We start from the raw sequence: 14,127 nt of genomic DNA, 5'->3' as shown, positions 1-14,127 counted from the left end.
GTCAAACAATAGTTTCAAAAAAACCTCTAAGCTCACCGGTCACGGCAAGTTTTAGAGGTTGTACGATTCATTCGTTATTAAAGTAATGGCGCGCCCGTAAGGAATCGAACCTTAATCTCAGGCTCCGGAGGCCTACGTCATATCCATTGGACCACGGGCGCATAGCTTTGTCTCAAAAATTGAGAAGCAAGAGTTATTATATGATATCGCGTCCCAAAATGCAACCCCTACCAGAAAAAAACAGCTAGCTTGTTCAAAGCCGTCCATGAGCAACAATTAATTAGCGCGTGCAGTGTCTGATTCCGGCATCGAGCCATGACTGACGCAAGCGTAAAAAGCGTGCTCGACGTCGGATGGCGCTACATTTATTCGATCAGCCCATTCTTCGGCTCGCTCCTTAATGACCTTCGAAATGGCTCTCGCAACGTACACAATCGCTACCGCAGGATGAGCTTTTAAGCGTAAGAAGATTGTCGTAATTTGTAGACGCAGCAAGGATTGTCCGTGCTTAATATGAAGAGAACGTAAATTTTTGTCTAAATGGTGTTTTGTTTGTTGAAATTGTCAGACAGATTTTATATAATGAGAACAGCTAAGTGAAAGCTTAGTTGTTTTTTTGGAAGTTGTGGGACTAAAAATGTAGTACTGGGACATTAACTGTCCATATCTTTGGCGGGAGCGTGTTTTTCTCATGAGAGAGTTACTCGATATTCAAAAGCAGCTTCTGCCGGACTTACTGGACACGTTGAAGGAACGGTACACGATTCTGCATCACATCATGGTGTCCGGTACGGTCGGACGCAGGACGCTTGCGGTGTCGCTTAACACGACGGAGCGTATTTTGCGAAGCGAGGTCGAGTTCTTGAAAGCCCAAGGCCTGCTGGATGTCGATGCATCGGGAATGAGGATCAGCGAAGCCGGAAGGCAGCTGCTCGAGAAGATCGAGCCGTTGGTCAAGGACCTGTTCGGATTGACCGAGCTGGAGGAGCGAATCCGGTCCCATTTCGGTTTAAAGCAAGTCGTCATTGTTCCCGGAGATTCCGACGTCTCTCCTCATACGAAGAAGGAACTGGGTCGCGCGGGAGCGGCGGTGCTGAGGAAGTACGTATCCCAGGACGAAGTGATTGCGGTAACGGGCGGATCCACCATGGCGGAGGTTGCCTACCATCTGTCCTCGACCACCTCGCTCAAAGGCAGCTGGTTCGTACCGGCACGGGGCGGGCTAGGCGAGAGCGTGGAGCTGCAGGCGAATACGATCGCATCCACGATGGCGAAGAAGACCGGCGCCAAGTACCGATTGCTTCACGTTCCGGATCATCTCGGCGAGGAAGCTTACCAGACCTTGATGCAGGATGACACCATTCTGGAGATTATCCAGTTTATCCGCAAAGCCCGTATCGTCATACACGGCATGGGAGAAGCTATGGTGATGGCCAGACGGCGGAAGGTGGACGCAGAGACGACGGCAAGCCTTCGTAACGATGGGGCGCTCGGAGAAGCATTTGGGTACTATTTTGACCGCGAAGGCACCATTTTGCACAAAATGCCCACCGTGGGACTGAGAATCGAAGACATCCAGGATATGGATTGTGTGATCGGAGTAGCCGGCGGCAAGAGCAAAGGCGAAGCGATCATGGCCGTACTCCGTTTTGGCCGGGAGGACATTCTGGTCATTGATGAAGCGGCCGCATTGGAAATTGTTCAAGCATTGCCATCTTGACAGGTCCTGCCTGTCTTGACATAAACATCAAACATTATTTTTAGGAGGCTACTCACATGGCAACTAAAGTAGGTATTAACGGTTTTGGACGTATCGGTCGTAACGTATTCCGCGCATCCTTCAGCAACCCAGATGTTGAAATCGTAGCAATCAACGACTTGACTGACGTTAACACTTTGGCTCACTTGCTGAAGTATGATACAACTCATGGCAAATTCAACGGTACGGTTGAAGCTACCGAAGGCGCTTTGATCGTTAACGGCAAAACAGTAAAAGTATTTGCTGAGCGCAACCCTGAGAACCTGCCTTGGGCTGCTAACGGCGTTGAAATCGTTGTTGAGTCCACTGGTATTTTCACAGCGAAAGAAAAAGCTTCCATGCACTTGAAAGGCGGCGCTAAGAAAGTCATTATCTCCGCTCCTGCTACTGACGAAGATATCACTATCGTATTGGGCGTTAACGAAGATAAATACGAACCAGCTAGCCACACTATCATTTCCAACGCTTCCTGCACAACCAACTGCTTGGCTCCATTCGCAAAAGTATTGAACGACAAGTTCGGTATCGTTAAAGGGATGATGACTACTATTCACTCCTACACTAACGACCAATCCGTACTTGATCTTCCGCATAAAGATCTTCGTCGTGCTCGCGCAGCGGCTGAGAACATCATTCCTTCCACTACAGGCGCTGCTAAAGCGGTATCCTTGGTACTGCCTGAGCTGAAAGGCAAATTGAACGGTATGGCATTCCGCGTTCCTACTCCGAACGTATCCGTAACCGATCTTGTTGCTGAGCTGAAAGTTAACGTAACGGTTGACGAAGTGAACGCAGCTTTGCAAGAAGCGGCTAACGGCGCTTTGAAAGGCATCTTGAACTACTCCGTAGAACCGCTTGTATCCAGCGACTACAACGGAGATCCAGCTTCCTCCACAATCGACGCATTGTCCACTATGGTAGTTGGCGACAACCTGGTGAAAGTGGTTTCCTGGTACGACAACGAGTGGGGCTACTCCAACCGTGTTGTTGACTTGGTAGCTTTCATCGCGAAAAAAGGTCTGTAAGAAAAAACATTGTGGTTATGAACTGACCTAAGTTTCAACACGTTCCGCGCTATTTGGCAAAGGGGATGTACTTCCGGGTTCTGTTGAGTTGGTATTCTTGTGATTTGACTTCATAGCAGTATGAATACAATCTCAAAGGAAAACCACGCTGACGCTCTGCAGTACATCCCCTCTTGTTTTTTTGGCGGCGACGTGATGAAGCGACGATCAGGCACAACCACATTTTTTGTGTAAATAGGTTATGTAGATCAGGCAGTACAAGGGCGGCAGAAAAAAAGGAGGCGTGGGAGAACATGAACAAAAAAAGCGTTCGTGACGTAGAAGTAAAAGGCAAAAGAGTGTTTGTACGGGTGGATTTCAACGTTCCTTTGGAAAACGGGCAAATCACTGATGACACACGGATTCGTGAAACGGTACCAACGATTCAATATTTGACCGAGAGAGGCGCGAAGGTTATTTTGGCGAGCCACTTGGGCCGTCCGAAAGGACAAGTAGTTGAAGAGCTTCGCTTGACTCCGGCAGCGGTTCGTTTGGCTGAGCTGTTGGGCAAACCGGTAGCAAAAGCGGACGAAGCGATCGGCGATGCCGTGAAAGCGCAAGTAGCGGCTTTGAACGAAGGCGACGTCCTGCTGCTCGAAAACGTTCGTTTCTATGCGGGTGAGGAGAAGAACGATGCGGAATTGGCGAAAGCTTTTGCCGAGCTGGCTGATTTGTACGTGAACGATGCGTTCGGCGCCGCTCACCGCGCTCATGCTTCCACTGAAGGCATCGCGCACCATCTGCCTGCCGTATCCGGTCTCTTGATGGAGAAAGAGCTGGACGTATTGGGCAAAGCATTGAACAATCCGGAGCGTCCTTTCACGGCAATCGTAGGTGGCGCAAAAGTTAAAGATAAAATCGATGTCATCGAAAACCTGTTGAACATCGCGGACAACATCATCATCGGCGGCGGCTTGTCTTATACGTTCTTGAAGGCACAAGGCCATGAAATCGGCAAATCGCTCGTGGACAACGAGAAGCTCGACCTGGCTCTCAGCTTCATTAACAAAGCGAAGGAAAAAGGCGTCAACTTCCTGCTTCCTGAAGATATTGTCGTAACCGACGATTTCAGCCCTACGGCGAACACGAAGCAAGTATCGATCAGCGAAATCCCTGCGGATTGGGAAGGCATCGACATCGGACCGAAGACACGCGAGAAATACGCAAAAACGATTGCCGAGTCCAAGCTGATCGTTTGGAACGGACCTATGGGCGTATTCGAAATCGAGCCATTCTCCCACGGTACTCGTGCGGTTGCCGAAGCTTGCGCTAACGCATCCGGCTATACCGTTATCGGCGGCGGCGACTCCGCGGCTGCAGTGGAGAAGTTCCACCTGGGCGACAAAATGGACCATATTTCTACAGGCGGCGGCGCTTCCCTTGAATTCATGGAAGGTAAAGCTCTTCCAGGCGTCGTTGCATTGAACGATAAGTAAGTTCTAGATCATTCGCACTCTCTCGGCGGCACTCTCAATGTTGTGAGGGGCTGCCGGCAGAGGCGATTTACCAAAGAAGGAGTGACGACAATGCGGAAACCGATTATTGCCGGTAACTGGAAAATGTTTAAAACCGTTAGCGAAGCGGTAGCTTTCGTGAACGAGGTCAAAGGCAAAGCGGAAGTAGACGGCGTGGACAGCGTTATCTGCGCACCATTCACGAATCTGCCTGCACTGGTTGAAGCGGTGAAAGGCACAACGTTGAAAGTGGGAGCCCAAAACCTACACTTTGAAGACAACGGCGCATTCACAGGCGAAATCAGCGGTGTTATGCTGAAGGATCTTGGCGTGGACTATGTCATTATCGGCCACTCCGAGAGACGCGCCTACTTTGCGGAAACCGACGAGACGGTGAACAAAAAAGTACACGCAGCATTCAAGCACGGCTTGACGCCGATCGTGTGCGTAGGCGAGAAGCTGGAAGAGCGTGAAGCAGGCGAAACGAAAGCCGTATGCAAAGTGCAAACGGAAGCGGCTTTTGCCGGACTGAGCGCAGAGCAAGCAGCTCAAGTCGTTATCGCGTACGAGCCGATCTGGGCTATCGGAACGGGCAAATCTTCGACGGCTGCAGACGCCAACGAAGTCATCAGCTACATCCGTGAGCTGGTTGCCGGCTTGTACGGCCAGCAAGTGGCGGATGCGGTGCGCATCCAATACGGCGGCAGCGTGAAGCCGAACAACATCGGCGAATATATGCAGGAGTCCGACATCGACGGCGCTCTTGTAGGCGGAGCGAGCTTGGAGCCTGCTTCCTACATCGCTCTCGTTGAGGGGGCCAAGTAAGATGTCCAGACCAAAACCGGTAGCACTGATTATTCTCGACGGCTTCGGTCTTCGGGACGATGTGACGGGCAACGCGGTAGCGCAAGCTAAGAAGCCGAACTACGATCGTTACTGGTCGCAATATCCTCATACGACGTTGACGGCATGCGGCGAAGCGGTTGGACTTCCGGAAGGTCAAATGGGCAATTCCGAGGTCGGCCATCTGAACATCGGCGCAGGCCGTATCGTGTATCAGGACTTGACGCGCATTTCCAAATCGATTCGGGACGGCGAGTTTTTCGAGAATGAAACGATTTTGGGTGCGATTCGTAATGCTAAGCAAACCGGCAAGAAGCTGCACCTGTACGGTCTTCTCTCCGATGGCGGTGTACATAGCCACATCGAGCACTTGTTCGCTTTGCTTGAAGTGTGCAAGAAGGAGCAATTCGAGGAAGTGTACATCCACGCGTTCCTGGACGGCCGCGACGTAGCGCCGGACAGCGCGAAGCAGTACATGGAGCGATTGCTCGCCAAAATCGCTGAAGTCGGCGTAGGCCGTATTGCTACGGTGCAAGGCCGCTATTACGCGATGGACCGCGACAAGCGCTGGGAGCGTACGGAGAAATCTTACCGCGCAATGGTATACGGCGAAGGACCAAAATATACCGATCCGATGAAAGCGATCGTCGAATCGTATGAGAAGTCCGTGTATGACGAGTTCGTCATGCCGACCGTTATCGTCAAAGCGGATGAGACTCCGGTAGGCCTTGTTGAATCCGGCGACTCCGTCGTCTTCTTCAACTTCCGTCCGGACCGCGCGATCCAGCTGTCCCAGGTGTTCACGAACAGCGACTTCCGCGGCTTCGACCGCGGGCCGAAATGCCCGTCGGGCTTGTACTATGTCTGCTTGACGCTGTTCAGCGAGAGCGTGGACGGCTTCGTAGCCTACAAGCCGAAAAACCTCGACAACACCCTTGGCGAGGTGCTGGTACAAAACAACCTGAAGCAGCTTCGTACGGCGGAGACGGAGAAGTACCCGCACGTAACGTTCTTCTTCAGCGGCGGCCGTGATGTCGAGCTCCCGGGCGAGACGCGCGTCCTGATCAACTCTCCGAAGGTTGCGACATACGATCTGCAGCCGGAGATGAGCGCATACGAGCTGGCCGAGTCGACGGTGAAGGAAATCGAGTCGGGACGCCATGACGTGATCATCCTGAACTTCGCCAACCCGGATATGGTTGGACATTCCGGCCTGCTCGAGCCGACTATTAAAGCGGTAGAAGCGACTGACGAGTGCCTAGGCAAAGTCGTCGAAGCGGTGCTGGCTCAAGGCGGCGTAGCTTTGATTACGGCGGACCACGGTAACGCGGACGTTGTAACGAATTCGGATGGCAGCCGCAACACGGCGCATACGACGAACCCGGTCCCTTTTATTGTGACCGACAATCATGTTACACTAAGAAACGATGGCATTTTGGCGGATATCGCCCCGACGGTGCTGAAGTTTCTCGGAGTGCGGCAGCCTGAGGAAATGACCGGCAAAGCGTTAGTATAAGCTTTCGTAGCAGCATCTAAAATACGATAATCGAATAGGAGTGTACTCAACCATGACAATGATCACTAATGTTTATGCTCGCGAAGTATTGGATTCCCGCGGCAATCCGACTGTTGAAGTAGAAGTATACCTGGAGTCCGGCGCAAAAGGCCGCGCAATCGTACCTTCCGGCGCATCCACAGGCGCATACGAAGCTGTTGAGCTTCGCGACGGCGACAAATCCCGTTACTTGGGCAAAGGCGTTCTGAAAGCTGTTGAGAACGTTAACGACATCATCGCTCCTGAATTGATCGGTTTGGACGCTTTGGATCAAGTCGGCATCGACAACAAAATGATCGAGCTTGACGGCACGCCTAACAAAGGCAAATTGGGCGCTAACGCGATTCTTGCGGTATCCATGGCGGTTGCTCGCGCAGCAGCTGAAGCTTTGGACGTTCCTTTGTACACTTACCTTGGCGGATTCAACGCTAAGCAGCTTCCGGTTCCTATGATGAACATCATCAACGGCGGCGCGCATGCTGACAACAACGTTGACGTTCAAGAGTTCATGGTGCTTCCTGTAGGCGCTCCTTCTTTCAAAGAAGCTCTTCGCACAGGCGCAGAAATTTTCCACAGCCTCAAATCCGTATTGAAGGAAAAAGGCTTGAACACGGCAGTTGGCGACGAAGGCGGCTTTGCTCCTAACTTCGCATCCAACGAAGAAGCTATCACTTCTATCCTTGAAGCTATCGAGCGCGCAGGCTACAAGCCAGGCGTTGACGTATTCCTGGGTATGGACGTTGCTTCCACCGAGTTCTACAAAGACGGCAAATACCACCTGGAAGGCGAGGGCAAATCCTATACTTCCGCTGAGTTCGTTGACTTCTTGGCTAACTGGGTAGACAAGTATCCAATCATCACTATCGAAGACGGCTGCTCCGAAGACGACTGGGAAGGCTGGAAGCTGTTGACTGAGAAATTGGGCGGCAAAGTACAATTGGTTGGTGACGACCTGTTCGTAACTAACACAGCTCGTCTGTCCACAGGTATCGAGCAAGACATCGCGAACTCCATCCTCGTTAAAGTGAACCAAATCGGTTCCTTGACCGAAACTTTCGACGCTATCGAAATGGCAAAACGCGCTGGCTACACTGCAGTTATCTCCCACCGTTCTGGTGAGAGCGAAGACAGCACGATCGCTGACATCGCGGTTGCTACGAACGCCGGCCAAATCAAAACGGGTGCTCCTTCCCGTACGGACCGCGTAGCGAAATACAACCAATTGCTTCGCATCGAAGACCAATTGGGTGATACAGCTCAATACGCTGGTAAAAAAGCGTTCTACAACCTGAAAAACTTCAAATAAGATATATAGTATCGGTTTAAGCAAAAGACGGGTTTGAAATCCGTCTTTTGTGCTTATTAATAATAAAAACGTTATATGAATAGGTTTTAAACCAACCGAACGCGATGACAGGGCAGAGGATCTCATAAGTTGTGTTAAAATGGTAGCGGAGCGGGCGGAATCGTTCTGGAGAATCGATAGCGTTCGCCTTTGTCCCTGGATTCCAACGGCTACTGCGGAATAATTCTAGGAATCCGGGGACAAGAGCGATCGGAAGAATGATCCGACGGCGCAGTGTTGTCATTTTAACGGACTTGCTAGTCCATAGCCGGAACACGCTTCGAGTGTTTCAACACTATTCATATAACGGACCTCCGGAGGGATCAACATGGGTAATGGGTTGAAGACTGTATTCTTTTTAATAGGGTCAGCCTTTCTCACACGGTTGATCCCTTTCTCTTCTTTTTTTCGCAACCTGGATACGATGATTCACGAGTTCGGGCATGCGATAATCACTTTGGCCGTGTCCGGGAAAGTGATGTACATCGAGCTGTACGCGAATCACAGCGGGGTTACGTATTCACAGATTATGAACAACTGGAGCTCGATCCCGGTATCGCTCGCCGGCTATATGACAGCGTCCTTGTTCGCCGTCTTTTTGTTCAAGATGCGGGCCGGGGGCAAGCAGCGGCTTGGGCTGCAGGTCATGACCGTGGTGTCTATACTGGCTCTCGTACTCTTCGTGCGTAACGAGTTCGGCGTCATGTGGCTGGTCGGTTTTATTGCGCTGAATATCGTGATGCTGGCCTTGGTGCCGCGTTGGCTGCGGGATTTTTACTACCTGCTTCTTGCGTTCCTGACTTTGGAAGAATCGGTCATGGGGCCGATTTCCTTGATCGTCTACGCGCTTGAAAATCCGGCGACAGCGGGGGATGCGGCGAATTTAAGCCGAGTCACGCCGATTCCGGCCATTGGATGGGCCGTACTGTTCACCTTGTTCTCGCTCTGGTGCGCGAAGAACGCCATCGTTGCTTTTTTGGAACGGAAAAAGAAGCGTTCCGTGCGGCAGCAGCCCCAAGAGCCTTATTATTAAACCTAAACGCGCTGCAAGTCATTTATACCTTGTTTGCCGGTTGGACAAGTTTGTGGTATAATACAAATGCTGTCTATTTTAGGCTTTATTCATGATTGCACTTAGGTCTTGTTTACAGGAATGATTGTCCGCAGGAGGTGGAAACATGGAACTTGTTTTGAAAATCGTACTGGTCATCGCCTCTCTTGGCTTGATCGCGGTTGTGTTGCTTCAGCCAGGAAAGAGCTCAGGGTTGTCCGGTGCCATCTCCGGAGGTGCGGAGCATCTGTTCGGGAAGCAAAAGGCGCGCGGCTTGGAGCTGTTTTTATCGCGCTTGACGATTGGGTTGGCAGTTGCTTTCTTCATTCTGTCTCTCGTCGTTGCTTACTTTGTCAAACAAGCGTAACATAAAAGCAATGCAGCAGGGGAATGATACTCCTGCTGTTTTTTTGTACATATGGGGCTGTCCAGAATATTCCAGAAATAACGGGCGGGAACCATTCCTTGAGAGGCTGCACGGAGGTCGGATGATGAGCCGTATTTATAAGACAACGGAACCTTTTTATTTGCAGGGCCACGGGGACAATGCTTCCACGCACATTATGATGATCCACGGGTTCACCGGCTCTCCATCGGAGTTCCGCCGGCTCGGATATTATTTGAACGATCTTGGTTATACGGTTGACGCTACTCTGCTGCCGGGTCATGGAACGTCGCCGGAAGATATGATCAAGACGGGCTGGAACGATTGGACGGGACATGTCATCAGCCGTTATGACGACATTCCGCAAGAGAACGGGAAGCGCATTATTGCCATCGGGCATTCCATGGGCGGTTTACTGGCGTTAAAGCTGGCTATGGAGCGGCATTTGGATGGTTTGGTATCCTTGGCTACCCCTATGTTTTTGATGAGCCGTAATACGATTTTGGCCGTTCTGCTGCAGTATATTGTCAAATATATTGAGAGAAAGCCCACTGTCGCACAGCATATTGTGGAGGAGTCTTGCTCGTACAGCAAACTGCCTATTCCCTGTGTCGTCGATTTGCGAAAGCTGTTGAAGCGGGTGAAAGTGAGTCTCGGAGCAATAAGTACACCGATCTTGATCGCGCAAGGGGAGAAGGACGGTGTGGTCCGCCCGAAAAGCGCAGCCTACATTTATGACCGGGTGTCTTCCGCGGTGAAGCAGCTTATGTATTATCCGCAATCTTCCCATGCGCTGCTGCTGGATGAGGAGCGTGAACGGGTATTCGAGGATATCCATCGTTTCGTTATGGACGTACTGCAAAATGAGGAGCGCGCGGAGAATCGCGGTGAACTGGTGTACTCCTGATGTTTTCATAGCCGGAAAAAGGGTAAGACTACACTATATACTGATTTGTTGTTATTAAGACCGGAAAGTCAGTCCGGAAACGAAAGCCTATTTTATAGAAGAAAAGAAGGAAGGTGACATATTGATTACAAGAGAACAAGTATTGGATTTCATGAGGGAAACGGCATATAAACCGTTGACATATCAGGAATTGGAAAAGCATTTTCAAATCGAGAGCGCCCACGACTTCAAGGAATTTCTCAAGCTGTTGAATGAACTGGAGAACGAGGGGCAAATATTGCGAACAAGAACGGAGCGCTATGGCGTTCCGGAAAGAATGAACCTGCTGAGAGGCAAGCTGCAGGCGCATCCCAAAGGCTTCGGCTTCCTCATACCGGATGACAAGGATCATCCTGACGTGTACATTCACGCGAACGATATGGCCGGAGCCATGAATGGGGACATTATTCTCGTCCGTATTACGTCCAAAAGCGCCCACGGCGGCAAGCTGGAGGGTGAGGTTGTACGGGTCGTAACCCGCGCGAACTCGCAAATGGTAGGGCTGTTTCAGGCCCACGACGGAGGCTATGCATTCGTCGTTCCGGACGATAAGCGGGTGATTCGGGATATTTTTATTCCGAAGCATGCCTTTAACGGAGCGATGGACGGACATAAGGTCGTCGTACGCATTGTATCCTATCCTGAGGGACGCGCTGCGGCGGAAGGGGAAGTTATTGAGATTTTGGGTCATAAAAATGATCCGGGAGTCGATATTATCTCCATTATCCGCAAGCATATGCTGCCTGAGGCGTTCCCGGATGAAGTGCTGGAAGAAGCTATGGGAGTGCCTGAGGTGATCGCGGAAAGCGATCTGGAAGGCCGCAGGGATTTGCGGAATAAGCGTATCGTGACAATCGACGGCGAAGATGCCAAAGACCTGGACGATGCGGTTAATGTTGAGCGTCTGCCGAACGGAAACTATTTGCTGGGCGTTCATATCGCAGACGTCAGCTATTATGTGCGGGAAGGCTCTCCGCTCGACAGAGAGGCGTATAACCGCGGCTGCAGCGTTTACTTGGTGGATCGCGTTATTCCTATGCTGCCTCACCGGCTGTCGAACGGCATTTGTTCCCTTAACCCGAAGGTAGACCGGTTAACGATGTCTTGCGAGATGGAGTTTGACGAAAGCTTGAATGTAGTGCGCCATGATATTTTTACGAGCGTAATCAAGACAAGCGAGCGGATGACCTATACGAACGTGCGCAAGCTGCTTACCGGGGAAGCGGAAGAAGAGCTGGTGGAGCGGTACGCCTACTTGATGGACGACTTCCGTCTGATGGAAGAGCTGGCCATGAAGCTGCGCAAGCGCCGGATGAATCGGGGCGCGATAGATTTCGACTTCCAGGAGTCGAAAATTTTGGTCGACGAGAACGGCAAGCCGACGGATATCATCAAAAGAGACCGGACCATTGCCGAGATGATTATCGAGGAATTCATGCTTGCCTCCAACGAGACGGTAGCGGAGCATTTTCACTGGCTGAAGGTGCCGTTTCTGTACCGGATTCACGAGGACCCGGATGCCGAGAAGCTGATGCATTTCATGGAGTTTATTACGAACTTCGGTTATGTCGTTCGCGGCAAAGGCAATACGGTTCATCCTCGCGCGCTGCAATCGCTGCTGGAGGAGATCAAGGGAACGAAGGAAGAGACGGTTATCAGCACGGTCATGCTCCGTTCTATGAAGCAGGCCAGGTATGATGCGCAGAGTCTCGGCCATTTCGGCCTTGCGGCGGAATTCTACTCTCACTTCACGTCGCCGATTCGCCGTTATCCGGACTTGATCATTCACCGGGTTATCCGGGAAGTGCTCGAAAGCGGAACGCTTGACGACAAGCGCAACGAGTATCTAGCCGGACGGATGGAGGATATCGCCAAGCAATCCTCCGAGCGGGAGCGTGTTGCGGTTGATGCCGAGCGGGAAACGGAAGCTTTGAAGAAAGCGGAGTTCATGTTCGATAAAGTCGGCGAAGAATTCGAAGGCATCATTAGCAGCGTGACGAACTTCGGTATTTTCGTGGAGCTCGACAATACGGTCGAGGGACTGATCCGTCTAAGCGACATGCATGATGATTACTACCATTACCATGAAGCGCAGCATGCGCTGATCGGGGAGCGTACGTCGAAAATTTATCGCCTTGGCGATGAAGTGAAGGTGCGCGTCGCCCGCGTCAGCATGGAGGAGCACACCATCGATTTTGAGATGGTGGATATGAAGCCGCGGCAACAGAAGGTGAGCTTAGTCGACGCGCTGAAAGGGGTACGCCGCGACAAGAAGCGCGGAGGCCGTCGCAGCGAAGCCGCCGTCGGAGCGGGACGCGGCCCGCGCGGGCGCGGAGGAGACCGCGAACGTGCGGCAGCCGAGTCCTCGCGCAGCGGTAAGCGCGGCAGCAAGTCGGGCGCCAGCGCCGGCAGCAAGAGCGGCCGTGCCCGCAAAGGATCGGGCAGCAGCGGAGTGTTCGACGCCGCCGCCGGGGCTTCGCGCGGCACCGGCGTCGAAGCGGCCAAGGCTCGGGCGCTGGAGGGTGGCGCCACCGCCGGTAAGCGCTCGAGCGGCGAAGGCAGCCGTTCCGGCGGACCTCGCAAGCGGAAGAAAAAGCCGAAAAAGTAGCTTTTTCGCTTGCTTCGGGGGATTGGAGTTGGTAAAATGAACTCCAATCCCTTTTTTTTCGAAAGCGCTGTGGGGGAAGGAGTGAGGATTCGATGAGCAAGAAAGCCGACGGCAAGGTTCTGGCACAGAACAAGAAGGCTTCCCATGATTATTTCATTGAAGATACGTACGAGTGCGGCATGGTGCTCACCGGTACGGAGATTAAATCTTTGCGGATGGGACGAGCGAACATTGGCGATGCCTTCGCGACGATTCGCAACGGAGAGGCGTTCATCCACAACGTTCATATCAGCCCGTTCGAGCAGGGCAACCGGCACAATCCAACGGATCCGACGCGTACCCGCAAGCTGCTGTTGAAGAAGCAGGAGATTGGCAAGCTGTTCGGTCTGGCGAAGCAGGAAGGCTACACGCTGGTGCCGCTCAAAATTTATGTGCGCAACGGCTACGCCAAGCTGCTGATCGGTCTCGGCCGAGGCAAGAAGCAGTACGATAAGCGGGAATCCGCCGCGAAAAAAGACGCTCAACGCGACATTCAGCGCGCTCTACGCGAGAAGCAGAAGGTGGCGCGGTAACCGTTACTTGTATTGTAGGTTGACGCTGGTTCGATTTCCAACAAGATGTGCTTCACTTTGCTTGGAAATATGATATACTAATTAAGCATCCCAAGCGGATGCATGCTTTATCTATTGCGGCTTTCCTGGCAGAAAGCCCACCTATGCGGGGACGTTCTTGGATTCGACGGGGATAGTTCGAGCATGGGTAGCGGGTAGTGGGGACGCGACCACTTTACAACGCTAAAGCCTATTAAATGGCAAACAACAACAACCTGCTCTTTTAGCAGCCTAAGAAACTGCTGGAGCGCTTCTACCCTCCATCGCCCATGTGGCGGGATAGGGGCTCAACCTATAGTGGGATACGCTGTCTAGTCTCCGCCTGCGGCTAGCTGAAGAAGACAACCAGGCTGACCCAACGCAGAGCCGGTTACGGGGCGCTGCTCGGGTGACATCAAAACTGTGACTACACCCGTAGAAGCCTATGTGGCGTTATCTTCGGACAGGGGTTCGACTCCCCTCGTCTCCATACAAATGCAAGTAAGGCACCCGAGAGGGTGCCTTTT

At 52.1% G+C, this 14,127-nt stretch carries 11 protein-coding genes, 1 tRNA gene and 1 other RNA gene; 12 read left to right on the top strand and 1 reads right to left on the bottom strand.

Translation table 11 applies throughout. The features are described from left to right. Window positions 1–86 precede the first annotated feature (86 nt). Window positions 87–161 (bottom strand) — tRNA-Arg (locus tag ACFQ88_RS29640). Window positions 162–691: 530 nt separating this feature from the next. Between ACFQ88_RS29640 and ACFQ88_RS29635 the strand changes: the two genes are divergently transcribed. The 12 genes from ACFQ88_RS29635 to ssrA all read left to right on the top strand — a co-directional run bounded on the left by ACFQ88_RS29635 (window position 692) and on the right by ssrA (window position 14,093). After that, entirely contained in the window at window positions 692–1,720 is a 1,029-nt protein-coding gene (locus tag ACFQ88_RS29635) for a sugar-binding transcriptional regulator (RefSeq protein ID WP_239630360.1), read from the top strand. Between the two features lie 56 nt (window positions 1,721–1,776). Further along, entirely contained in the window at window positions 1,777–2,784 is a 1,008-nt protein-coding gene (gene gap / locus ACFQ88_RS29630) for a type I glyceraldehyde-3-phosphate dehydrogenase (RefSeq protein WP_379459963.1), read from the top strand. A gap of 293 nt (window positions 2,785–3,077) precedes the next feature. After that, entirely contained in the window at window positions 3,078–4,259 is a 1,182-nt protein-coding gene (locus tag ACFQ88_RS29625) for a phosphoglycerate kinase (RefSeq protein ID WP_239630358.1), read from the top strand. 90 nt (window positions 4,260–4,349) lie between these two features. Beyond that, complete coding sequence (tpiA, locus tag ACFQ88_RS29620) at window positions 4,350–5,102, top strand: triose-phosphate isomerase (RefSeq protein WP_239630357.1); 753 nt, start codon at window positions 4,350–4,352, stop codon at window positions 5,100–5,102. A gap of 1 nt (window position 5,103) precedes the next feature. After that, on the top strand, window positions 5,104–6,636 hold the full coding sequence (gene gpmI, locus ACFQ88_RS29615; RefSeq protein WP_379459960.1) for a 2,3-bisphosphoglycerate-independent phosphoglycerate mutase: 1,533 nt from the start codon (window positions 5,104–5,106) through the stop codon (window positions 6,634–6,636). A gap of 52 nt (window positions 6,637–6,688) precedes the next feature. Further along, window positions 6,689–7,981 carry a phosphopyruvate hydratase gene (eno, locus tag ACFQ88_RS29610; RefSeq protein WP_379459958.1) on the top strand — a complete coding sequence of 431 codons (1,293 nt, stop codon included), beginning with the start codon at window positions 6,689–6,691 and terminating at the stop codon, window positions 7,979–7,981. A gap of 367 nt (window positions 7,982–8,348) precedes the next feature. After that, window positions 8,349–9,053, top strand: coding sequence for a M50 family metallopeptidase (locus ACFQ88_RS29605; protein WP_379459956.1), 705 nt, complete (start codon window positions 8,349–8,351; stop codon window positions 9,051–9,053). A gap of 145 nt (window positions 9,054–9,198) precedes the next feature. Further along, window positions 9,199–9,438 (top strand): preprotein translocase subunit SecG, encoded by a 240-nt coding sequence (secG, locus tag ACFQ88_RS29600; RefSeq protein WP_379459954.1) that lies wholly within the window; start codon window positions 9,199–9,201, stop codon window positions 9,436–9,438. 124 nt (window positions 9,439–9,562) lie between these two features. Beyond that, window positions 9,563–10,363, top strand: a complete 801-nt coding sequence (locus ACFQ88_RS29595; RefSeq protein WP_379459952.1) for an alpha/beta hydrolase — start codon at window positions 9,563–9,565, stop codon at window positions 10,361–10,363. 121 nt (window positions 10,364–10,484) lie between these two features. Then, window positions 10,485–13,010, top strand: a complete 2,526-nt coding sequence (rnr, locus tag ACFQ88_RS29590) for a ribonuclease R (protein WP_379459950.1) — start codon at window positions 10,485–10,487, stop codon at window positions 13,008–13,010. Window positions 13,011–13,102: 92 nt separating this feature from the next. Continuing rightward, complete coding sequence (gene smpB / locus ACFQ88_RS29585; RefSeq protein WP_239630350.1) at window positions 13,103–13,582, top strand: SsrA-binding protein SmpB; 480 nt, start codon at window positions 13,103–13,105, stop codon at window positions 13,580–13,582. Window positions 13,583–13,729: 147 nt separating this feature from the next. Next, window positions 13,730–14,093: a transfer-messenger RNA gene (ssrA, locus tag ACFQ88_RS29580) on the top strand. Window positions 14,094–14,127 lie beyond the last annotated feature (34 nt).

Source organism: Paenibacillus sp. NPDC056579, assembly GCF_042793215.1.
In the GTDB taxonomy this organism is placed as follows: Bacteria; Bacillota; Bacilli; order Paenibacillales; family NBRC-103111; genus Paenibacillus_S.
The sequence above is the reverse complement of the archived record's forward strand: the minus strand, read 5'-3'. Positions and strand labels throughout refer to the sequence as shown.